Raw genomic sequence first — 23,615 nt, 5'->3', positions numbered from 1 at the left:
CCTGAACTTCACCTTTTTAATTCAATGGCAACAAAATTTCCATCATTTAACCAGGGTCTAGCTCAGGACCCCACAACCCGACGAATATGGTACGGGATAGCTACCGCTCATGACTTTGAAAGTCATGATGGTATGACCGAAGAAAAACTTTATCAGAAGCTATTCTCTACACATTTTGGACATCTAGCAATAATCGCTCTCTGGGTAGCTGGTAACTTATTCCATATTGCTTGGCAGGGTAACTTTGAGCAATTTGTACTCGATCCGACTCATGTACGTCCTATAGCTCATGCTATTTGGGACCCTCATTTTGGATCTGGCATCACAGAAGCAATGACACAAGCTGGAGCAAGCGGTCCAGTAAACATAGCTTATTCAGGTCTCTACCATTGGTGGTACACAATTGGAATGAGAACTAACGAGCAACTCTTCCAAGCATCAATATTTATGAGCATTCTTGCTTGTTGGACTTTATTTGCAGGTTGGTTACACTTACAACCAAAATTCAGACCTTCTCTGGCATGGTTTAAAAATGCAGAGTCAAGATTAAATCATCACTTGGCTGTTTTATTTGGTTTTAGTAGTATCGCTTGGACAGGTCATTTAGTTCATGTTGCAATACCCGAATCAAGAGGACAGCATGTAGGCTGGGATAACTGGTTAACGGTTCTTCCACACCCTGCAGGATTAGCTCCTTTCTTTACTTTAAACTGGGGAGCATATGCACAAAATCCTGATTCCTTAGACCAAGTATTTGGAACAGCTGAAGGAGCTGGAACAGCAATCTTCACTTTCTTAGGAGGTCTTCATCCTCAAAGTGAAGCATTATGGCTTACTGATATTGCTCATCACCATATTGCAATTGGAACAGTTTTTGTAATTGCTGGCCACATGTATAGAAATACTTTTGGCATAGGGCATAGCCTCAAAGAAATTACAGAGGCTCATAATACTAGACACCCAAATGATCCTCATAAAGGTAGTTTCGGAATTAATCATGATGGTATATATGAAACTGTAAATAACTCATTACATTTCCAACTCGGACTAGCATTAGCATCACTTGGAGTAGCAACTTCTCTTGTGGCGCAACATATGGGAGCACTTCCTTCTTATGCTTTTATCGCTAGGGACTACACTACACAATCTGCTTTATATAGTCACCATCAATACATAGCAATGTTCTTGATGGTTGGTGCTTTTGCACACGGAGCTATTTTCTTTGTGAGAGATTACGATCCTGAATTAAATAAAGATAATGTATTAGCGAGAGTTCTTGGAACAAAAGAAGCTTTAATAAGTCACCTTAGTTGGGTAACAATGTTGCTTGGATTCCATACTCTTGGAATATATGTCCATAACGATGTTGTTGTAGCTTTTGGTAATCCTGAAAAGCAAATTTTAATTGAGCCAGTATTTGCTCAATTTGTTCAAGCAGCTCAAGGTAAGATGATGTATGGCTTCAATGCTCTACTATCTGATCCTACAAGTTCAGCAAGTCTTGCTGCTAATTCATTACCAGGTAATCATTACTGGATGGATCTTATCAACAGACAAGATGCTTTAAGTGCATTCTTACCTATAGGTCCTGCAGATTTCTTAGTTCATCATGCTATTGCTTTAGGTCTTCATACAACTGCTTTAATCCTTATCAAGGGGGCTCTTGATGCTAGAGGTACCAAATTAATTCCTGATAAGAAAGACTTAGGTTACGCATTCCCTTGTGATGGTCCTGGACGTGGAGGTACTTGTGATAGTTCATCATGGGACGCTATGTATTTAGCTATGTTTTGGGCATTAAATTTACTAGCATGGGTAACTTTCTACTGGCATTGGAAACATTTAGCAATTTGGCAGGGTAATGTAGCACAATTTAATGAATCAGGAACTTATTTAATGGGTTGGTTCAGAGATTATCTCTGGTTAAACTCTGCTCAACTGATTAACGGATATAATCCATTTGGAGTAAACTCATTATCTCCTTGGGCTTGGATGTTCCTATTCGGACATTTAGTTTGGGCTACTGGTTTCATGTTCCTAATATCATGGCGTGGTTACTGGCAAGAATTAATTGAAACATTAGTTTGGGCACATCAACGTACTCCCATTGCTAACCTTGTTGGCTGGAGAGATAAGCCAGTAGCACTCTCAATTGTTCAAGCTAGATTAGTTGGTTTAGCACATTTCACGATTGGTAACATTCTTACTTTCGGTGCATTCGTGATTGCATCAACTTCTGGTAAGTTTGGCTAGAATCTCATTTAAATAACTCAAATCACCACAGATGTGGTGATTTTTTTTGTTTAATTTTAATGTTGTAAATTAAGTTAAAATTATATAAACATATCAAATATAAATGTCAGATATTAAACAATTAATTTCTATTGTCATCCCTGTTTTCAATGAAAGTGAAAGTATTGGTTTTTTATTGGATGAAGTTATAAATGTAATGTCATTACATAAATTTAATTTTGAATTGATTGTTGTAAATGATGGTTCTAAAGATAATACTCAACAAGTATTAAAACAATTAATGCTCAAAATTAAAGAATTGTCAGTGATTTCCCTACGCAAAAATTATGGGCAAACTGCAGCAATGTCAGCTGGCTTTGATAACTCTAAAGGCGATATTGTCATTACTTTAGATGGTGATTTACAGAATGATCCAAATGACATTCCGATATTAATTTCAGAAATTAATAATGGCTACGATTTGATTTGTGGATGGAGGTTTGATAGAAAAGATAAATTAATTAATAGAAAGATACCATCAAAAATAGCGAATAAATTAATAGCTCTAGTAACAGGTTTGAAGTTGCATGACTATGGATGTTCATTAAAAGCTTTTAAGAAAGAAATAATTGATGATATTAAATTGTATGGAGAACTTCACAGGTTTTTGCCCGTCTTAGCGAATATTGAAGGTGCAAGAATCAAAGAAATTAAAGTCAATCATAGAAGCAGGCAATATGGATCTAGCAAATATGGAATAGATAGAACTTTTAGGGTTTTAATGGATTTACTAACTGTTTGGTTTATGACTAAATTTTTAACAAGACCGATGTATGGATTTGGTTTCGTTGGAATCATAAGTATTTTGATTAGCCTTGCAATGAGTTCCTATTTGATAGTTTTAAAAATAATGGGTGAGGATATTGGAAATCGTCCGCTATTAATGTTTGCATTAATATTGGGAATTACTGGGGTTCAATTATTTAGCTTTGGTTTATTGAGCGAACTTTTAATTAGAACATATCATGAAAGTCAAAGTCGTCCAATTTATAGAATAAGGTCAATAAGTAATGCCAATCAAAATTAAATTTTTACTTGAATTTTCTTATTAATAAAGCTGAAAGTTTAACCACTTCAGGAGACATATCTCTTAAACCTTGTCGTAAAATTGATAATGTTGATTTGTCAGACAATTCTTTCGCAATTTTTAATGATTTTAATTTGTCTTCTGTATTTCCCTGGAAAAGCCTAAACATTTTTTTTCTTTGAGAATTTTTATAAAATAATGAGTACTTTTTTGCTTCGTGATCGTATAAAAAACTTTTTTTATTAGATAGAAATTTATTATTATTTTTTCTATTTTTTTTAAATTTAACAGAATGTAATTTGCCTGTATTTATTAACTTTCTAAAGCTTCTTTTTTTTAAAACTAGAAGTAATATTCCTATAAAAATAATAAGTACAATTGCGAAAAAATTTAACATGTAAAAAGTTAATAATTTTTATATCATCCAGTAATAAAATTAACACTATTTCGCAGATAAATACTAAAGTGTTTAAAGATGTTTAAAGAACTATGCCATCTGATTTACCAAGCCTCTTACCCTCAATTTTTGTTCCATTAATTGGTATAGCAATGCCTGCTGTTTTTATCGTATTGATTGGAAGATTTATTACAGCAACTGAATAAATTATTAAACACTAAACTATTAAAAACATGAGCGACTTTCAAAAATCATTCTCAGAATCAACAAGTTCAATTAAGTTTGATGAGAAATACATAGATAATTCTGTACAACCAAATGATATTGGTGTTGCAGAACAATGGGCAGTAAAAACTGTTGCTGATCCATGTGTTGGCAATTTAGCTACCCCAGTTAATAGTGGCTATTTTACAAAAGCTTTTATAAATAATTTGCCTTTTTATAGAGAAGGTATTTCTCCTAATTTTAGAGGTTTAGAAACTGGAGCAGCTTTTGGATATCTCCTATACGGTCCTTTTACTATGACTGGCCCATTAAGAAATTCTGAATTTGCTTTAACTGCTGGACTTCTTGCGGCTATTGGAGCTGTTCATATTTTGACAGCACTTTTAGTTCTTTATAATGCACCCGGTAAAGCACCTAATGTTCAACCTCCAGACGCGACTGTTAATAATCCGCCAAAGGACTTATTTACAAGAGCTGGTTGGGCTGATTTCACAAGTGGATTTTGGTTAGGAGGCTGTGGAGGATCTGTTTTTGCTTGGCTACTTGTTGGGACATTACACTTAGATACCATAATGCCAATTATTAAAAATATTTGGACTGCTGGGTAATCCTAAATAAAAGAATAAGTAATATTTTAAATTTAATTTTCAATCTAAAGGTGAGCTCTACTTACTAACGTATTGTTCTGTCCCATCTATAATTTCTAACAACTCTTCCTGCAGAAATAAGCTTTGATTTATAATGCAATGAGATTTTATCATTAGACTGTTTTAGAGTATCTAATCCTATTCCATTTCTACCAAAATCTTTTCCAGAGCTATGGTAATACAAACCGTCTCCTTTATAGATTCCAATATGATCACATTTTTCTAAAGTTCCAAAAAATAAAAGATCGCCAGGTCTTAGCGCTGTATAAGACTCTTTGAAATAAAAAAGGTGTTTACAAAAACTTTTTATTTGATAAGAGTCTCGAGGTATATGAATTTGATGCTTTAAAAAAGCAGTCTGAATTAAACCGGAACAATCAAAATTGGGTCCTAATGAGCCTCCCCACAGGTATTCATTAGATAACTCAGCTTGATCCTTGATCCATTTTAAAATTGAGTTAATTTTATCTTTTATAAGTAAGTTTTCATTTTTTAAACTCTCAGTTTTATTTAAGTCATATTTTTCAATAATCAATCCATCTAAATTTATCCAACAGATGTAACCATCTTCATATAGTTGAACTAATATTCTTGAAAATTTATGGTTGTTTTGATGAATATTTGGATAAATAAGCCTAAAAATTCTATTTTTAAATATTTCAGTAACTAATTTATTTTCTGTTTCATTTTGATATCCAGAAATATTAACTTTTAATTTCCACCAAATAGTTTTTGAAAAATTAGTTTGTTTAAATAGTGAGATAGGATTTTTATAACTTTCCATACAATGTCCTTTTACTATTTAAGTAAAGAGATGGGTCTAGCCCTAAATGATATTTTAGGGAGAGTATGTACTCATAGTAAAGATTTTTCAAGAGAAGATATTGCTATAACTTGGATTAATTACAAAAGTGAAAATAACAGTGTATTTAAAGGTTTTGGTACGGGTATTAATAATAAAAAAATGGTTTACCCTGCCAGCATAGTCAAGTTGGTTTATGCCCTTGCTGCATTTTATTGGATTAAAAAAGGAAGTTTATTATTATCAGATGAACTTAATGATGCTGTAAGGAAAATGTTGTCTTTCTCAAGTAATAATGCAACAAGCTTCTTAGTTGATTTACTCACAGGAACAACAAGTGGACCTTGTATTGAAGGGGAATTATGGGAAAATTGGAAATATCAAAGAAGTATAATAAATAATTGGCTTCATGATTTAGATTGGGAAGAATTGAGAGGTATAAATTGCTGTCAGAAGACCTGGGATGATGGACCATATGGTCGTGAAAAAGAATTTTATGGGCATGAAAATAAAAATAGAAACGTTATGAATTCTGATTCAGCCGCAAGGGTTTTGGAGGAAATTATGATTCATATTGATTATCAAAAAAATGACTTAAATTTACGAAGTTTTTTAAAAAGAAATTTAAATAAAGTTGTTCTTAAAAATGATTCTCTTAATCAAATAGATGGTTTTTTGGGTGAAGGATTACCAGAAAGCATTAATCTTTGGAGTAAAGCAGGCTTAATGTCTGAAGTTAGACATGATTCAGCTTGGTGGACTAATAGTCAATCTCTACACACTTTATTAGTTGTTTTTTGTAATGGTGAAAAATATTCTAAAGATACTTCCTTTTTACCATTATTAGCCAAAGAAGTATATGAATTTAATAAGAGATATCCTATTAAGGACTAAAGTAAATCGTCTAAGTAATTAGAGTCTAATTTGTCAGTATAGGCTTCATAAGGTAACATCATTACCTCTTCAGAATCTAAATCATTCATAATCCATTCTCTATATTCTGCTAACAAACTTTTTCTATCTTCATCATCTAATTCATAAATACGTAATGCTGTATCTTTAAAATTTTCTTTAATTAAATTTTCAATTTCTTTATTCCTCATTTTATGTTAATTCTCCTTCCAAAATAACTCTTCTTATTGTTGATAATGCAATCCCAGTTTGAGATCTGATTGATCGATATGAATATCCCTCATTACGTAATCTGATTACTAAAGATTCTTTTAAAGGACTTATTTTGGGCCTTCCTCCCAGATTATTCCCAGATAATTTTCTGCGTAATAGTTGTTCTTTTTTTCTTTCACCTAAACTTTTCTCTTCTAAATTATCTAATTCATATAAAATCTGAAAAATTGAAGAATTTGCTTTAGTTAATTCATTAGCCGCAAAAAAACCAGTCAAAGTTCGCAATTTAATATCCTTATTAATAAGTTTATTTATTGTCTTCAAACATTCTTTTTTATTTTTAAACGCTCGATCAAGCTGAGTTATTATTAATTGATCACCTTTAGACAAGCAATTTATAGCTTTATTGAGTTGGGGTTTGATTTCTTCATCTAAACTTATCAACTCAGAGAAAACTAAACTGCAACCCTCCCCCTTTAAAAATTTTATTTGTTCTTCTAAATATTCATATTCATTATTAGTAGCTCTAGCATAACCTATTGCTTTAGAGTTTTTATTTTTTTCAGATAGTAAAATACGCTTTCTTTTAAATTTAAAAGTCAATGTTTTATTACATATATTTTTTACTGTATCAATAAATAAATAAAAAAACACTTTTTAGTACAAAAAAATTTAAATAGATTAGACACTCTATTCATTAAAACCATAAGAACATGTTCTTATATCTGTATTAAAAAACACGTTCTATATTCTGTTCTGGTTTTAGTTGATGGAACAAAAATATAGTGTAACTATTATTTTGAATAAGGATCTTTCAAATTGTCGACGGATTAATTAAATTTATTTATTTTATGACCTCTACTGAGTAGTCTTCATTTTTGAAATTATTAATAGTTAATTTATCTTGTTTTTAGTAAAATAAGAATACAGGCTAGAAAATATTAATTTGACTAATAATTCCAATAGTTTAATTTCAAAACCTGACTGGTTAAGAGTAAAGGCTCCACAAGTTGAGAGAATTGGGAGTACTGCAAATTTGTTAAATGATTTAAATCTCAATACTGTATGTCAAGAGGCAAGTTGTCCAAATATTGGTGAATGTTTTGCTAGTGGCACTGCCACTTTCCTCATAATGGGTCCTGGCTGTACTAGGGCATGTCCATATTGCGATATTGATTTTGATAGATCTAAAAGAGAATTAGATCCAACAGAACCATATCGTTTAGCCGAAGCTGTTTATAGAATGCAACTTAAACATGTTGTAATCACATCAGTTAATAGAGACGATCTTGAGGATGGTGGCGCATCTCAATTTTTTGAATGTGTTTATCAAGTAAGAAAAAAATCGCCTGAAACTACTATTGAGCTTTTAATACCTGACCTTTGTGGCAACTGGAAAGCGCTTGAAAAAGTTCTTGATTCAAATCCAAATGTTTTAAATCATAATATTGAAACTGTGCCTGCGCTATATAAAAAAGTAAGACCTCAGGGTAAATATGAGAGAACTCTTGAGTTGCTTAAAAGGACCAGAGAATATTCTCCCAAAGTTTATACAAAGTCAGGTTTTATGCTTGGTTTAGGGGAAAAAGATGAGGAGGTCTTAAGTCTTCTTAAGGATTTAAAAACTAATTCCGTTGATATTGTTACTATTGGCCAATACTTATCTCCTGGTCCAAATCATTTACCTGTACAAAGATTTGTGAGTCCCTCAAAATTTAATTATTATAAAGTTTTCGGAGAAAAAAATTTGGACTTTATGCAAGTAGTTAGTTCTCCTTTAACTCGTAGCAGTTACCATGCTGAAGAAATTCAAAAACTTATGAAAAAGTATCCAAGATAGTCATTTTTATTTATTTGAATCTATCCACTCATTTAATTTCCATTCAACTAGATCATTTTTAATCATTGGATCATTCTTAATTATTTTTAGTGCATTTTTATAATTATTAATCTCAATAATCAGTAATCCGCCATCACCTGGCCTCTTTAACTCATCTACTAAAAAACCACTTTTTATATTAATTCCCTCTTTTTTTAATTTTTTTATCCAATCAATATGTTCGTGAATTATTTTTTGTTTTAAATCATGATTTATTAAGTATTCTTTTTTTATGATTTCAGTTTTTATAAAGAAAGGCATTTACATTTTCTTTATACCAAGCATTTCTTCTTCGCTTGGGGGAACTATTAATCTAAAAGTACTCTTGTAATAAGACCAATTTTCAATTATTTTGGCAGCCTTTAAGCTATTTGTTTTTGCTAGATATTCTCTAATAATTTCCAATAAGATATCTTCCTGCTTTGATGAAGTTATTTTATGAATGCTAACTATTTCCTTGTTAACTTTATTACTTAAATCGTTCTTCTCATCTATTATAAAAGCTATTCCACCAGTCATGCCTGCACTAATATTCCTTCCTATGGAACCTAGAATAACTACTTTCCCACCAGTCATGTATTCACAACAATGATCACCTGCTCCTTCTGTTACTGCTGTAGCACCACTATTTCTTACTGCAAATCTTTCTCCAGATTTTCCTAATGCAAATAATTTCCCACCTGTTGCTCCATAAAGACAGGTGTTTCCTAAAATGACCTGTTCGGAGGAAGTTTTCTCTATTTTTGGTGGAATTATTGTAAGTATTCCTCCATTCATTCCTTTACAAACATAATCATTAGCTTCTCCGATTAATTGAACATTCATTCCCTTCAATAAAAAGGCACCAAAGCTTTGTCCTGCGCATCCTTTGAAATTTAAGTTGAGTTCGCCATTGAAGCCAGTATTGCCGTGAAGTTCTGCGATTTCGCCTGATATTTTCGCACAAACACTTCTATCTGTATTTTTTATCTCAATTTCTTTGGTTAATATTTCGTGATTTTTAATTGAATTTACAAATTCAGTATCAGACAAAAACTCGTCTTCTAATACAAAACCATTACTATGGGCAGCTTTTGAATGTTTTAACCATGATCTATCAGTGTTTAGGTATTTTTTATTTAGTAAAGAAGAAAGATCAATATTAGAAGTTTTTGGAAGATCGATATTTCTTGCAGAAAGAAATTCTTGATTACCAATCAGTTCTTCCATATTAGAAACACCGATACTACTCATTATCTGCCTTACTTCTTCAGCAATATACAAGAAAAAATTGACAACATTTTCTGGAATACCTTTAAATCTTTTTCTTAATTCTTCTTTTTGAGTGGCAACTCCAACAGGACACTTGTTTGTATGACAAACCCGAGCCATTATGCATCCTTCAGCAATCATCGCTACAGAACCAAACCCGTATTCTTCAGCACCTAGTAAAGCTGCAATAACTACATCCCAGCCTGTTTTCAGACCTCCATCAGTTCTTAAAATTACTCTTTCTCGTAAGTTATTTTCTAATAGAGATTTATGAACCTCTGCAACACCTAGTTCCCAAGGTAAACCTGCATGTTTAATAGAACTTAGGGGTGAAGCACCTGTACCTCCGTCATGGCCTGAAATTTGAATTACATCTGCATTAGCTTTGCTTACTCCAGCAGCAATAGTACCTATACCAATTTCAGAAACAAGTTTAACGCTTACTTTCGCTTTTGGATGAACTTGGTGTAAGTCATGGATAAGTTGAGCTAAATCTTCAATTGAATAAATATCATGATGCGGAGGAGGAGATATTAGGGCTACTCCAGGTTTACTATTTCTAAGTTTTGCGATGTAAGAATCAACTTTTGGACCAGGCAATTGTCCGCCTTCTCCAGGTTTTGCACCTTGAGCCATTTTAATTTCGAGTTGTTTACCACTTCTTAGATATTCAGGCGTAACTCCAAATCTACCTGATGCTATTTGTTTAATAGCTGAACATGCTGTGTCTCCATTTTCTAGACCTTTTATAAATGGCAACGTCGCTGATTGAGTATTTTCATCGATATCATTTAAAACATTAAAACGAGCTGGATCTTCTCCCCCCTCTCCACTATTACTTTTCCCACCAATTCTATTCATTGCAACTGCTAACACTTCATGTGCTTCTCTTGATAAAGCACCCAAACTCATTCCTCCAGTACAGAACCTTTTGCAAATTGATTCAACACTTTCAACTTCCTCTAATGGAATGCTTTTTCTTTTAGAATTAATTGTTAGTAAATCTCTTAAAGATGTTGTAGGTCTATTACTAATGAGTTTTTTGTAAGTTTCAAAATGATCGTATCCTGGTCCTAGTTTTACAGCTGAATGTAAAACTTTGGACATCTCAGGATTATTTGAGTGATATTCTCCATTATTTCTAAATTGTACAAATCCTAAAAATTCTAATTTTTTTAAATCGATTTCTGGATAGGCTTTCGTATGTATTGAAAGTGTTTCATTAGTTAATTCTTTTAAAGTTATGCCAGCAATGCGGCTTGTTGTACCATCAAAAGCCATTTTTATTAAGTCAGATCCAAGGCCTACAGCTTCAAAAATTTGCGCGCCATGGTAACTAGATAAAAGTGAGATACCAATTTTCGAAAGAATTTTTCTTAGTCCGTCTTCTAGAGCTTTTTTAATATTTTCCTGAACACCAATTATTGATAATGGATCAATTTTTTTGCTATCAATGAGTTTTTGTGTTTTTGGATGTTTTAACCAGTGTCTTCCTGCTTCGAAGGTCAACCAAGGACAAACTGCACTTGCGCCATAACCAATCAAACATGCCAAGTGATGCGTGCTCCAACATTGCCCAGTTTCAATAATTAGAGAAGCTTTTAGCCTTATTTCTTTTTTTAGAAGATAATGATGAATTGCCCCAACAGCAAGCAAAGGAGGAATAAAAGTCTTTTTAGGATTTATTCCTTTATCAGAAATAATAATTAAAGAGCAACCTTCTTTTATAGAGAGCTCACTCTGTTTGCAAATTGCTAGTAATTGGTTCTCTAAACCTTGAACACCTTCCTCAATATCAAACAAACTTGAAATTGTTTGAGATTTAATTTTTGATTTTTTAATGGAAATGAGTTCTTCCTCATTGAGGATTGGACTTTGTAAATGAACAAAAGGTTTAGGATCTTTAATCTCAAATGGTGTACATCTTTCTCCAAGATGCATCTCCAAACTCATTACTAGTTTTTCTCTCAGAGGGTCAATAGGAGGATTGGTAACTTGCGCAAATCTTTGCTTGAAATAGTCATATAAAATATGTGGCTTTGAAGAAAGTACTGCTAATGGGATATCGTCCCCCATGCAATAGGTAGGTTCTTTAGCTAACGAAGCCATTGAATCTAAAATTAAATCATTATCTTCTGCTGAAAAACCGTACGCAGTTTGTTGTTGTAACAACTCAAGGTCTTTTAGTTCGCAGTCTTTAACCCACTGACTATTCTCAATTTTTATAGTTCTATTACTTAGGAGTTTTTTATAATCATGCCTTTGGGCTGCTTCAGATTTTACCTCCCAATTTCTGAGGATTCTATTTTGATGAAGATCAACCGCCAGCATTTGTCCCGGTCCTAATCGACCTTTTTCTATTACTCTTTCCTCTTCTAGATCTACTACTCCTGTTTCGGAACCCATTACTACAAAACCATCATTTGTTATTGAATATCTTGCTGGTCTTAGACCATTTCTATCAAGCGTTGCTCCTACAAAATTTCCATCTGCGAATACAAGTAGAGCAGGACCATCCCAAGCTTCTTGTATGCTCGCAGAATACTCATAAAATGATTTAATGTCTTTTCTTTGTTCAAGTTCTGGTTGATCTCTAAATGCTTCAGGAACAAGTTTTAGTAATGAATCAGTTATTGGTTGGCCTGAACGAATATTAATTTCAAGGGTGGCATCAAGATTTGATGAATCACTTTTATTTACATCTACGATAGGTTTTATTTCGTTAGATAACTCTCCCCAAAAATCATCTATATGTGTTTCAGAAGCCTTGGCCCAGTTAATATTACCTAAGAGAGTATTTATTTCACCATTATGCCCTAAAAATCTCATGGGTTGAGCAAGCGGCCATTTCGGAAGTGTATTGGTACTAAATCTACGATGATAAACAGAAAATGAGACTTTAAAACTTTCTTGTTTTAGATCTTGATAAAACTCGGATAATATTTCAGAACGAACCATGCCTTTATAAACAACTGTTTGAGAACTTAGTGAGGCAAAATAAAATTCACAATCCCCAACATGATTTTTGAGAGTTTCTCTTATGATTTTCTCAATTCTTTTTCTTAATTGGAATAGAATTTTCTCAATATTCTGATGATCTTTTTTGTCTATACATAAAATCCACTGACATATAAAGGGGGCATTTGTCTTAGCTAAAGGACCCAAGATTTCATTATTAACAGGTACTGTTCTCCAAAATGTTTCGTTGACATTTAATTTTTCTGCTTCCTTATCACATATTGATTTACATAATTCAATTTTCTCTTTTTTGTTAGGCATAAAAACCATGCCTAACCCTTTATCGGATTCTTTTTTATTTTTAAGATTGACTTCTTTTTCTAAGTAGTTCCATGGAATTGAACATAAAATGCCTGCTCCATCTCCTGAGTCACTATCTCCTCCACAACCTCCTCTATGTTCCATGCAGTTCAGACCTTTTATGGATTGTTTAAGGATCCAGTTACTTTCTATTCCTTTGACATTTGCTATGAAACCAACCCCACACGCATCTTTCTCCCCAATTATTCCATTTGGGGAATAACTATCTTGATATGGTCCACCGATTCTTTTGATACTCTCTCCCATAGATTATTTAATTATATTTAGTTATTTATGTATTTCTATTATAAAAATAAATATGAAAATAAATCTAAAGATAATGAATATTTACCAAAGAATTTTAATTTGACAAATTTTGAAAAAAATATAATCAAAAAGTTTTAGTTGGTACTCATAAAAGGTTATGATAGTTAAATCTTTATTTTTATCTAAGTATATTAGATGCCCACCATCTCACAATTAGTAGGTTCAGAAAGAAAACGTCTGACGAAGAAAACAAAATCTCCTGCATTAAAAGCTTGCCCTGAAAGAAGAGGTGTATGTACGAGAGTTTATACATCAACACCTAAAAAACCTAATTCAGCTCTAAGAAAAGTCGCAAGGGTAAGATTAACTTCTGGTTTCGAAGTAACTGCTTATATTCCTGGGATTGGACATAATCTTCAAGAACATTCTGTAGTGCTACTTAGGGGTGGAAGAGTTAAAGATTTGCCAGGAGTTAGGTATCATATAATTAGAGGAACTTTAGATACAGCTGGAGTCAAAGATAGACGTCAATCCAGATCTAAGTATGGAGCGAAGGCTCCAAAAGATTAATTTGTAAACATCACTTTTTAAAAACATGTCACGTCGTAATGCAGCAGTAAAAAGACCAGTTCTTCCAGATCCTCAATTCAATAGTCGTCTGGCTTCAATGATGATTTCTCGATTGATGAAGCATGGTAAAAAATCTACAGCTCAAAGAATATTGTCTGATGCTTTTTCCTTAATAAGCGAGAGAACAGGTGGGAATGCAGTCGAATTATTTGAAACAGCCGTAAAAAATGCTACTCCTCTTGTCGAGGTACGAGCTAGAAGAGTTGGTGGTGCAACATATCAAGTACCTATGGAAGTTCGCCAAGAGAGGGGTACGGCTATGGCATTAAGATGGCTTGTTACATTTTCGCGTGCAAGGAATGGCAAAAGCATGTCTCAAAAACTTGCTGGTGAGTTGATGGATGCGGCAAATGAAACTGGTAGTTCAGTTAAAAAAAGAGAAGATACTCATAAAATGGCTGAAGCTAATAAAGCTTTTGCACATTACAGATATTAATTTCATCAAAAAGGTACTTAAGTAGTTTATTATTATTAAAGTTTGCTTTAAGAGCGAACTATATTTATTAAAAATTATTTTATTTGGAGCTTTAAAATTGGCACGCGACTTTCCCCTAGAACGAGTAAGAAACATAGGTATAGCCGCTCATATTGATGCTGGGAAGACTACAACTACTGAAAGAATTTTGTTTTATTCAGGAGTTGTTCACAAGATAGGAGAAGTGCATGATGGTGCTGCAGTGACAGATTGGATGGCTCAAGAACGAGAAAGAGGAATAACTATAACTGCTGCTGCAATATCAACTAGCTGGCAAGATCACAGAATTAATATTATTGATACGCCTGGACACGTTGATTTCACTATTGAAGTGGAAAGATCAATGAGAGTCTTGGACGGGGTCATAGCCGTATTTTGCGCGGTTGGAGGAGTTCAGCCTCAATCTGAAACAGTTTGGCGTCAAGCTGATAGATATTCTGTTCCAAGAATGGTTTTTGTTAATAAAATGGACAGGACTGGTGCGGATTTTCTAAAAGTTAATAAACAAATTAAAGATCGATTAAAGGCAAATGCACTCCCAATTCAGCTGCCTATCGGAGCTGAAGGTGATCTTACAGGCATTATTGATTTAGTAGCCAACAAAGCTTATCTTTACAAAAACGATTTGGGTACTGATATTGAAGAAGCACCAATTCCATCAGAAATGGAGGAAGAAGCTGCTGAGTGGAGATTCAAGTTGATGGAAAGTGTCGCAGAAAATGATGAAGAGTTAATTGAAATTTTCCTCGAAACAGGAGAACTATCTGAAGAACAACTTAAAAAAGGAATTAGGGAAGGGGTTTTAAAACATGGATTGGTGCCTGTACTATGCGGTTCAGCTTTTAAGAATAAAGGTGTTCAACTTGTATTAGACGCTGTAGTTGATTACTTGCCAGCTCCAGTTGACGTGAAACCAATACAAGGTGTTTTGCCAAGCGGTAAAGAAGATATTAGACCGTCAGATGATAATGCTCCTTTTAGTGCATTAGCTTTCAAAGTGATGTCAGATCCCTACGGGAAATTAACTTTTGTGAGAATGTATTCAGGTGTTCTTTCAAAAGGAAGCTATGTAATGAATTCCACTAAGGATGCTAAAGAGAGAATTTCTAGATTAGTGATTCTTAAGGCTGATGAAAGAGAGGAGGTTGATGAATTGAGGGCTGGGGATTTAGGAGCTGTATTAGGTCTTAAGAACACAACAACTGGAGATACTCTTTGTAACACAGAAGATCCAATAGTTTTGGAGACATTGTTTATCCCTGAACCTGTTATCTCGGTGGCTGTTGAGCCAAAAACTAAAGGTGACATGGAAAAATTATCAAAAGCTTTAACTGCTTTGTCTGAAGAAGATCCAACTTTTAGAGTAAGTACTGATCCTGAGACAAATCAAACTGTTATTGCAGGTATGGGTGAGTTGCACTTAGAAATCCTTGTTGACAGAATGTTAAGGGAATTTAAGGTTGAAGCAAATATAGGAGCTCCTCAGGTTTCATATAGGGAGACCATTAGGTCTAGTTCTAAAGGTGAAGGTAAATATGCAAGACAAACAGGAGGAAAAGGCCAATATGGTCATGTAATTATTGAAATGGAACCAGCCGAAGTTGGTAAAGGTTTTGAATTTGTAAACAAAATTGTAGGTGGAGCCGTACCAAAAGAGTATATTGGACCTGCATCTAATGGGATGAAAGAAACCTGTGAATCTGGTGTTCTTGCCGGTTATCCACTCATTGATGTAAAAGTAACACTAGTCGATGGTTCATTCCACGATGTAGACTCATCTGAAATGGCCTTCAAAATTGCAGGTTCCATGGCTTTTAAAGACGGGGTTAAAAAATGCAATCCTGTCCTTTTAGAGCCTATGATGAAAGTTGAGGTCGAAAGTCCTGATGACTTTCTTGGATCTGTAATTGGTGATCTTTCTTCTAGAAGAGGTCAAGTAGAAGGACAATCTGTTGATGATGGATTGTCTAAGGTACAGGCCAAAGTGCCCTTAGCCGAAATGTTCGGTTATGCCACTCAACTCCGATCAATGACTCAAGGTCGGGGTATATTTTCAATGGAGTTCGCAAATTATGAGGAAGTACCTCGTAATGTTGCTGAAGCTATCATTTCCAAGAATCAGGGCAACTCCTGATCTCTAAACTAAAACACTCTTAAACCCTCGATTCTTTAATTCAAAATGGCTCGCGAGAAGTTCGAAAGGAACAAACCACATGTCAACATAGGTACTATTGGCCATGTTGATCATGGAAAAACAACATTAACTGCTGCTATTACAAATGTTTTAGCTAAAAAAGGTCAAGCTCAAGCTCAAGACTATGGAGACATTGATGGTGCTCCTGAAGAAAGAGAGCGTGGCATTACCATCAATACAGCTCATGTTGAATACGAAACTGAAGGCAGGCATTATGCTCATGTTGATTGCCCAGGTCATGCTGATTATGTGAAAAACATGATCACAGGCGCCGCCCAGATGGACGGAGCTATCTTAGTCTGTGCAGCTACTGATGGTCCTATGGCTCAAACAAAAGAACATATTCTTTTAGCTAAACAGGTTGGAGTTCCTGCTCTTGTAGTTGCTCTCAATAAGTGCGACATGGTCGATGATGAAGAAATTATTGAACTCGTCGAAATGGAAATTAGAGAACTGTTAGATAGTTATGACTTCCCCGGAGATGACATACCTATAGTTCAAGTTTCAGGTTTAAAAGCACTCGAAGGTGATACTACTTGGGAATCAAAGATTGAAGAATTAATGAAAGCAGTTGATGCTAGTATTCCCGAACCAGAAAGAGAAGTTGATAAACCATTCTTGATGGCAGTTGAAGACGTTTTCTCAATTACTGGTAGAGGAACTGTTGCTACTGGAAGAATTGAGAGAGGTAAAGTTAAGGTTGGAGAAGAAGTAGAAATAGTCGGAATAAGAGATACAAGAGTAACAACTGTTACTGGAGTTGAAATGTTCCGAAAACTTCTTGATGAAGGTATGGCTGGCGATAATGTTGGTTTACTTTTACGTGGTGTTCAGAAAGAGGATATTGAGAGAGGAATGGTTCTTGTTAAGAAAGGATCTATTACCCCTCATACTCAGTTTGAAGGAGAAGTTTATGTTCTCAAAAAAGAAGAGGGAGGAAGACATACTCCTTTCTTTGCAGGATATAGACCTCAGTTTTACATCAGAACAACTGATGTGACAGGTCAAATAACTGCATTTACATCGGATGATGGTTCTAATGTTGAAATGGTTATGCCAGGAGACAGAATCAAGATGACTGGAGAATTGATTTGTCCAGTAGCTATTGAACAAGGTATGAGATTCGCTATACGTGAAGGTGGACGTACCATAGGTGCTGGAGTTGTTTCTAAAATACTCAAATAATATTTTTGAATTTTAAAAATTAACCTCAATCATCTAGTATAGGTTTATGGATAAGGGTCATTTAATCAATGACCCTCCACTAGAAGTTATCTGAAATTATGACTGCATCAATCGCACAACAAAAAATAAGAATTAGGCTCAAAGCATTTGATAGAAGAATGCTTGATTTATCTTGTGACAAAATAATTCAAACTGCTGATACCACTTCTGCCTCAGCAATAGGTCCAATACCTTTACCTACAAAAAGGAAGATTTATTGTGTCCTAAGATCACCACATGTTGATAAAGATTCTAGAGAGCATTTTGAAACAAGAACACATCGAAGAATAATAGATATCTACAGTCCTTCTGCAAAAACTATTGACGCTTTAATGAAACTTGATCTCCCTAGTGGTGTAGATATAGAAGTTAAACTTTAAAAAATCCCGAAATCGTCCTAAATTTACTAGTATAAAAATAATGAAATGAGGTTTAAATGGGAGAACTCTCAGTAAGGGAATTACCTTTATTTCCTTTGCCAGAGGTAGTCCTTTTTCCTCAAGAAGTATTGCCTTTACATATTTTTGAATCTAGATATAGGATTATGCTCCAAACTGTTCTTGAGAGCGATTCTATGTTTGGAGTTATTAAGTGGGATCCAACTTCTAAAAGTATGGCTAACGTTGGATGTTGCGCTCAAATTATAAAACACCAAACTGCTGAAGATGGTAGAAGTAACATTATCACTCTAGGCCAACAGAGATTTCAAATCTTAGAAATTACCCGTTCGACGCCATTTTGTTCTGCGATGGTTAGTTGGATTAGTGATGAGAATATTGATGACCTTCAAAAATTAGATTCTTTAAGAGATTCAGTAAAAGAAGCACTTGGTGATGTTATTACATTAACAAGTAAATTGACTAATACTAAAAAAAATCTACCTGATAAATTACCTAACAACCCAATGGATTTATCATTTTGGATAGGAGCTCATTTGGGCGGTCCTGTTGCGGAGGAACAGCAAAGACTTTTAGAGGAAAGAAATACTTTTACCCGTTTACAGAGAGAATATGAAATGCTTGATCATACAAGAAAACAACTTGCAGCAAGAACGGCATTGAAAGAAAGTTTTCCTGATATAAAAGAAAATTAAATGATTGATTTATTATTCCCTTTTTTTATACTTTTTTTACTCTTTCTAGTCCTTGCAATAATTTGGAGAAATAATGCTAGAAAATACATTTCTTCCGGTACAGTAGCTTCTGCATATGATGCTTGGACCAACGATAAATTACTTGAGAGATTATGGGGAGAACATATACATTTGGGTTTTTATCCCTTAGGAAACAAAAATACTGATTTTAGAAAGGCTAAAGTTCAGTTTGTTCATGAATTAGTCAAATGGAGTGGTTTAGATAAATTGCCACGGGGATCCAGAATACTCGACGTAGGTTGCGGAATAGGGGGGAGTTCTAGGATTCTTGCAGAATATTATGGGTTTAATGTCACTGGCATTACAATTAGTCCGGCTCAAGTTAAAAGAGCAAGAGAACTTACTCCTCATGGGCTAAATTGCAACTTCCAAGTTATGGATGCTTTAAATTTGAAATTTGAAAATGGATCATTTGATGCCATCTGGAGTGTTGAGGCTGGCGCACACATGAATAATAAAACTAGGTTTGCAGATGAAATGATGAGAACCCTAAGACCTGGAGGGTATCTAGCATTGGCAGATTGGAACTCAAGAGACCTCCATGCATATCCCCCATCATTTTTTGAAAAGTTAGTTCTTAAACAATTACTTGAACAATGGGTACATCCTAATTTTATTAGCATAAATGAATTCAGTAACATTCTTAGAACAAACGAAAATAGTTCAGGAAGAGTTATATCAGAAAATTGGAATACCTATACAAATCCTTCATGGTATGACTCCATTTTTGAAGGTATTCGAAGACCCTTTGTAATTTTGTCGCTTGGCCCATTTGCGATAGTGAAGTCGATTAGAGAAATACCAACAATACTTCTCATGAATTGGGCATTTAGAAAAGGTTTAATGGAGTTTGGAGTTTATAAATGTAGAGGATAAGTTAATCTAGTTCAACATTTTCAGAAAAATAATTTCCAAAATCAACAAAATTCTTACAAAGCGGCTTTATTTTATTTTTTAACTCAAGAAAACTTTTTATATTTTTTTGATTATTGATTTCTACATCTATATAAATTATGTATTCGCCTAATTCTCTTTTTGAAGGTCTCGATTCAATTTTACTCATATTAAATCCAAAATCTGCAATATAATTTATAGCTTTAAGCAAAGCGCCAGGTTTATTTGAAATTAATGAGAAAGCAAAACTGGCAATATTAGCTAAATTTGAATTTGATTCTTTGCTCAATAAAACAAATCTAGTGCAATTACCTGGAACATCATTAATAGGAAAGGCTAATTCTTTAAGTCCTTCGATTTGAATTATTGATTTTGAACCGATAGCAGCTCTGAATTTACTCCCTTTTACCATATTGACAGCTTCTGATGTTGAGTTTGTTGGGAGGGGAATTGCATTTGGAAGATTCTCAGATAACCATTCTGAACATTGAGCTAATGCTTGAGGATGAGATAATACTTCTGAAATGCTTGAAAGTTCTCCATCACTAATTAATGCATGTTTTATAGGTAAAACAATTGCTTTATTTATAAAAATTTCAGGAAATTTCCATAGGGCATCTAGAGTAGCTGTAACTCCACCTTCTACAGAATTTTCTATAGGGACTACAGCAGCATCACAATTGTTATAAGCTATTGATTTAATGACCGAATGTAACCCGTTACATGGTACAAATATAGGTGAATGAAAATTGGCAAGCTTTGATAATATATGGGCTGCTTTTTCTGCGTATGTTCCTTGAGGACCTAAATATGCAACTTGTTTGGGCATGATTAATCGTAAAAAAAAAAGAGATCAAATAAGCATTGGAGGAATATAGAAAATGCTATTGTCTTTTGATGCTAAACAGAAACTTAAGCTTTCTGTAACACGTAATAAAGAATATCTTTCTAAATATCTTTTGGAAGAAGAAAGAGTTGTTGGAGCAATGCTTGACTCCAAAAAATTAGTACCAGAAGGAGTAGGTAGATATAAGTATACAGTAACAAGTTTTAAGGTTTTTCAATTGGATATTAACCCTGTTGTCTCAATTGCGGTAGAAAATAAAGATGGAATTTTAAAAATGAGTGCTCTTGAAAGTACATTGGATGGTTTGGGTATGGTTGATGATTTTAATCTTATTTTGAAAGCAAATTTGGAAGCAACTGATATTGGCTTAGAAGGGGAGGCGCTTCTTGGAGTATCTGTAAGCCAACCCCCTCTACTGAAGCTGGTACCAAGGAAGATTTTGGAATCTACTGGTCATTCGGTGTTAAATGGGATTCTGTTGGGTATAAAGTCAAGGGTTCAACAGCAGCTCGTAAAAGATTTTTTAGAATGGTGTGAATTAAATAAGTTTTGATTTTTTTAAAAAACTTTTCCTATGAAGTTCAGTTATTCCATTTTTTTTGATTAATGAAAGATGCTCTCTGGTTCCATAACCTTTATTTTTAAATATCAAGTATCCTGAGTAATTTTTTTCTAACCTCTCCATTAGATTATCGCGTGAAACTTTGGCAACTATGCTTGCTGAAGCTATCGAGATAAACTTTGAATCTCCTGATACTATGTTTTTCTGAATTCCGTTCCATGGTCTTAATAATAAGGGGCCATCAATTATTAATTCAGATGGCTTTTCTTTTAATTTTCTTAAAGCTCTTATCATTGAAAGTTCCGTCGCAACCCTAATACCTAACTTATCTATTTCTCTGGCCGAAGATTGCCCAATTCCATAATCTGAAGAGAGTAATAAAATTTTTGGTAAAAGTAATTTTCTTTTTTTGGGAGTTAGTTTTTTACTATCTGTTACTCCAAATTGTTTTAAGATAAATTTATTTTTTTCTGTTAATACTACAGCTGCTGCAAAAACTGGACCAAAAATTGCTCCCTTTCCAACTTCATCTATTCCAACTTCTGATACTTTATTCAATGCTTGCTGAAGATCTTCTTCTTTTTTTTCTTGCATTGTTTAGCTCATCTGTAAGTTCAATTTGATCCTTTTTATCTGTAGATACAACTTCATTACTTTCATTAGTTTTATTTGAAGTTTTATCTTTAGAACTTGCATTTGCTTCAATTTTAATTTGAATCTTTTCTTCTCCCGATTGTGAGATTTTTTTAGTTTTTTTTGATGTTGCTTTTTTATTATCTAAGGGTTTTTCCGTTTCCTTATTACTCTCTTTTAATCGCACAAAATTATTGCTAGTTAGATATTCTTTACCTAACTTTATAAGTGGATTTATACCCAATTCACTGAAAACAATTTTTTCTTCATTAGTAAGATCAACTGTTATTATATTTTTTTCTTTTGAATTTGATTGGTTTAAATTATCATTTTCATTTTCTTTTTTATTCGAAGAATTTTCTTTACTTAGGTCTTTGGAATTCAGTAATTCCTTGTCAATTATTTTTTCTTGCTCATCAGTTGATTGAGAAGTAACTATATCTAAAGATGTTAAATTGTTTGATTGATTAGATTTATTTTCAACATTTTTAATTTTTAAGTAAGAAATTTCGTGATTTAATATATTTTCTACATGTCCTGTACCGTCGCATGAAGAACATTTTTTGCCGAATAGTTCATATATATTTTGCCCTTGTCTTTTTCTTGTTAACTCCACTAAACCTAATTCAGTAAGCTGAGCTATTTGAGGCCTAGCAGAATCATCTTTTATTGCTGAGGTAAAATGTTCAAGTAACTGAAATTGATCTCTTCTAGATTCCATATCAATAAAATCAACTACTATAACTCCACCGATATTTCTTAATTTCATTTGTCTTGAGATTTCAACTGCTGCTTCGCAGTTCGTCCACAAAACGGTTTGTCTTGAGTTAGCGGATCTGGTAAATGATCCAGAGTTTACGTCGATTACTGTTAAAGCTTCAGTAGGTTCAATAATTATATAACCCCCCGAAGGAAGATCTACTCTCGGCTGGAGAGCTTTTTGAATTGTTTTCTTAATTTCATACTTCTCCAAAATATGTTGGTTTAAACTGTTATCGTGAAATTCAATATCTACATTAGACTCATAATTTATTAAAAAATCTTTTGCCCTTATAACTGAAAATTTACTATCGATAATTAAACTTTTAGTAGATTCTTTAATATAATCTCTTAAGATCTTAAGAGAGAAATCATCATCTCTTTTTATTAAATTTGGCGGATTAGAAGCCTCAGAAACTTTTAGTATATTTTCCCATTGTTGAATTAAATGTTCTAAATCTTCAATTAGAAGTTCTTCTTTTATCTTTTCAGCCTCTGTTCTAAATAACAAGCCTGTGCTAGGTGGTTTAATTAAAACCCCAAGAGCTTTCAAACGGCTTCGCTCTGTTTCTGTATTTATTTTTCTTGAAATATTTACTCCTTGTCCATATGGCTGTAGTATCAAGTATTTCCCTGGGATTGAAATGCTCCCGGTTAGTCTAGGCCCTTTAGATCCTGTAGGTTCCTTTATTACCTGCACTAGGACTTTTTGTTTTGGTTCTAGTAATTCCGTTATTCCAAATGTCCCTTTTTTGAGTCTTAGTGGACCTAAATCTGAAACATGGATGAATCCATTTTTCTCACTTTCACCGATATTTATGAAAGCTGCATCAATACCAGGGAGAACGTTTTCAACTGTTCCTAAAAAAATATCGCCAATTTGATATTGACCTTGTGCGACGATTAATTCATCAACTCGATCATCTGTGAGTAGTGCTGCAATTCGAGCCTGCTCAGCGATGATAATTTGCTGAGACATATATTTGATTCTGTATGTTTTGGATTTTGAAAATC

Annotated in this window: 23 protein-coding genes; 14 read left to right on the top strand and 9 right to left on the bottom strand. The window is 33.6% G+C overall.

Annotation, left to right across the window (positions count from 1 at the left end; all coding sequences use genetic code 11):
• Nucleotides 1-24: 24 nt before the first annotated feature.
• Together psaB and A9601_RS17195 are read left to right on the top strand one after the other, a co-directional pair.
• On the top strand, nt 25-2,253 hold the full coding sequence (gene psaB / locus A9601_RS17200) for a photosystem I core protein PsaB (RefSeq protein WP_011819135.1): 2,229 nt from the start codon (nt 25-27) through the stop codon (nt 2,251-2,253).
• A gap of 103 nt (nt 2,254-2,356) precedes the next feature.
• Nucleotides 2,357-3,319 (top strand): glycosyltransferase family 2 protein, encoded by a 963-nt coding sequence (locus A9601_RS17195; protein ID WP_011819134.1) that lies wholly within the window; start codon nt 2,357-2,359, stop codon nt 3,317-3,319.
• Nucleotides 3,320-3,323: 4 nt separating this feature from the next.
• Here A9601_RS17195 and A9601_RS17190 read toward each other — a convergent pair whose 3' ends face one another.
• Entirely contained in the window at nt 3,324-3,716 is a 393-nt protein-coding gene (locus A9601_RS17190; protein ID WP_011819133.1) for a hypothetical protein, read from the bottom strand.
• 92 nt (nt 3,717-3,808) lie between these two features.
• Here A9601_RS17190 and A9601_RS17185 point away from each other — a divergent pair, with 92 nt between their 5' ends.
• Both A9601_RS17185 and A9601_RS17180 read left to right on the top strand, forming a co-directional pair.
• On the top strand, nt 3,809-3,922 hold the full coding sequence (locus tag A9601_RS17185; protein WP_002807990.1) for a photosystem I reaction center subunit VIII: 114 nt from the start codon (nt 3,809-3,811) through the stop codon (nt 3,920-3,922).
• A 27-nt stretch (nt 3,923-3,949) separates the two neighbouring features.
• Nucleotides 3,950-4,549, top strand: a complete 600-nt coding sequence (locus A9601_RS17180; RefSeq protein WP_011819132.1) for a photosystem I reaction center protein subunit XI — start codon at nt 3,950-3,952, stop codon at nt 4,547-4,549.
• A gap of 64 nt (nt 4,550-4,613) precedes the next feature.
• Here the strand turns inward: A9601_RS17180 and A9601_RS17175 are convergent, their stop codons facing one another.
• Complete coding sequence (locus A9601_RS17175) at nt 4,614-5,372, bottom strand: C40 family peptidase (protein WP_011819131.1); 759 nt, start codon at nt 5,370-5,372, stop codon at nt 4,614-4,616.
• A 3-nt stretch (nt 5,373-5,375) separates the two neighbouring features.
• Here A9601_RS17175 and A9601_RS17170 point away from each other — a divergent pair, with 3 nt between their 5' ends.
• Nucleotides 5,376-6,284 carry a serine hydrolase gene (locus A9601_RS17170; protein ID WP_011819130.1) on the top strand — a complete coding sequence of 303 codons (909 nt, stop codon included), beginning with the start codon at nt 5,376-5,378 and terminating at the stop codon, nt 6,282-6,284.
• Here A9601_RS17170 and A9601_RS17165 read toward each other — a convergent pair.
• Nucleotides 6,281-6,493 carry a hypothetical protein gene (locus A9601_RS17165; RefSeq protein WP_011819129.1) on the bottom strand — a complete coding sequence of 71 codons (213 nt, stop codon included), beginning with the start codon at nt 6,491-6,493 and terminating at the stop codon, nt 6,281-6,283. The genes A9601_RS17170 and A9601_RS17165 overlap by 4 nt on opposite strands.
• Before the next feature lies 1 nt (nt 6,494).
• Nucleotides 6,495-7,118, bottom strand: a complete 624-nt coding sequence (locus A9601_RS17160; RefSeq protein ID WP_193328896.1) for a recombinase family protein — start codon at nt 7,116-7,118, stop codon at nt 6,495-6,497.
• A 343-nt stretch (nt 7,119-7,461) separates the two neighbouring features.
• Here A9601_RS17160 and lipA point away from each other — a divergent pair, with 343 nt between their 5' ends.
• Complete coding sequence (lipA, locus tag A9601_RS17155; RefSeq protein WP_011819127.1) at nt 7,462-8,355, top strand: lipoyl synthase; 894 nt, start codon at nt 7,462-7,464, stop codon at nt 8,353-8,355.
• Nucleotides 8,356-8,361: 6 nt separating this feature from the next.
• On the opposite strand, the gene A9601_RS17150 is transcribed toward lipA, so the two are convergent.
• Together A9601_RS17150 and gltB are read right to left on the bottom strand one after the other, a co-directional pair.
• Nucleotides 8,362-8,655, bottom strand: a complete 294-nt coding sequence (locus A9601_RS17150) for a YciI family protein (RefSeq protein ID WP_011819126.1) — start codon at nt 8,653-8,655, stop codon at nt 8,362-8,364.
• Nucleotides 8,656-13,230 (bottom strand): glutamate synthase large subunit, encoded by a 4,575-nt coding sequence (gltB, locus tag A9601_RS17145; RefSeq protein ID WP_011819125.1) that lies wholly within the window; start codon nt 13,228-13,230, stop codon nt 8,656-8,658.
• A gap of 195 nt (nt 13,231-13,425) precedes the next feature.
• On the opposite strand from gltB, the gene rpsL reads away from it, so the two are divergent.
• From rpsL to A9601_RS17110, 7 genes are all read left to right on the top strand, one after another.
• Nucleotides 13,426-13,800, top strand: a complete 375-nt coding sequence (gene rpsL / locus A9601_RS17140) for a 30S ribosomal protein S12 (protein WP_002805703.1) — start codon at nt 13,426-13,428, stop codon at nt 13,798-13,800.
• A 25-nt stretch (nt 13,801-13,825) separates the two neighbouring features.
• Nucleotides 13,826-14,296, top strand: coding sequence for a 30S ribosomal protein S7 (gene rpsG, locus A9601_RS17135; RefSeq protein WP_011819123.1), 471 nt, complete (start codon nt 13,826-13,828; stop codon nt 14,294-14,296).
• Between the two features lie 97 nt (nt 14,297-14,393).
• Nucleotides 14,394-16,469 (top strand): elongation factor G, encoded by a 2,076-nt coding sequence (gene fusA, locus A9601_RS17130; protein WP_011819122.1) that lies wholly within the window; start codon nt 14,394-14,396, stop codon nt 16,467-16,469.
• Nucleotides 16,470-16,514: 45 nt separating this feature from the next.
• Complete coding sequence (gene tuf, locus A9601_RS17125) at nt 16,515-17,714, top strand: elongation factor Tu (RefSeq protein ID WP_011819121.1); 1,200 nt, start codon at nt 16,515-16,517, stop codon at nt 17,712-17,714.
• Between the two features lie 98 nt (nt 17,715-17,812).
• Nucleotides 17,813-18,133, top strand: coding sequence for a 30S ribosomal protein S10 (gene rpsJ, locus A9601_RS17120; protein ID WP_002807536.1), 321 nt, complete (start codon nt 17,813-17,815; stop codon nt 18,131-18,133).
• A gap of 56 nt (nt 18,134-18,189) precedes the next feature.
• Nucleotides 18,190-18,846 carry an LON peptidase substrate-binding domain-containing protein gene (locus A9601_RS17115; RefSeq protein ID WP_011819120.1) on the top strand — a complete coding sequence of 219 codons (657 nt, stop codon included), beginning with the start codon at nt 18,190-18,192 and terminating at the stop codon, nt 18,844-18,846.
• A complete protein-coding gene (locus A9601_RS17110) occupies nt 18,847-19,782 on the top strand; it encodes a methyltransferase domain-containing protein (protein WP_011819119.1) in 936 nt (311 codons plus the stop codon).
• 1 nt (nt 19,783) lies between these two features.
• Here the strand turns inward: A9601_RS17110 and pheA are convergent, their stop codons facing one another.
• Entirely contained in the window at nt 19,784-20,629 is an 846-nt protein-coding gene (pheA, locus tag A9601_RS17105; RefSeq protein WP_011819118.1) for a prephenate dehydratase, read from the bottom strand.
• 52 nt (nt 20,630-20,681) lie between these two features.
• Here pheA and A9601_RS17100 point away from each other — a divergent pair, with 52 nt between their 5' ends.
• Nucleotides 20,682-21,200 carry a DUF1997 domain-containing protein gene (locus A9601_RS17100; RefSeq protein WP_011819117.1) on the top strand — a complete coding sequence of 173 codons (519 nt, stop codon included), beginning with the start codon at nt 20,682-20,684 and terminating at the stop codon, nt 21,198-21,200.
• Here the strand turns inward: A9601_RS17100 and A9601_RS17095 are convergent.
• Nucleotides 21,186-21,803, bottom strand: coding sequence for a ribonuclease HII (locus tag A9601_RS17095; RefSeq protein ID WP_011819116.1), 618 nt, complete (start codon nt 21,801-21,803; stop codon nt 21,186-21,188). The two genes, A9601_RS17100 and A9601_RS17095, sit on opposite strands and share 15 nt — an antisense overlap.
• A complete protein-coding gene (locus A9601_RS17090; RefSeq protein ID WP_011819115.1) occupies nt 21,760-23,580 on the bottom strand; it encodes an Rne/Rng family ribonuclease in 1,821 nt (606 codons plus the stop codon). The genes A9601_RS17095 and A9601_RS17090 overlap by 44 nt, the downstream gene beginning before the upstream one ends.
• Between the last annotated feature and the right edge of the window lie 35 nt (nt 23,581-23,615).

This window comes from Prochlorococcus marinus str. AS9601 (assembly GCF_000015645.1).
GTDB lineage: Bacteria > Cyanobacteriota > Cyanobacteriia > PCC-6307 > Cyanobiaceae > Prochlorococcus_A > Prochlorococcus_A marinus_O.
The sequence above is the reverse complement of the archived record's forward strand: the minus strand, read 5'-3'. Positions and strand labels throughout refer to the sequence as shown.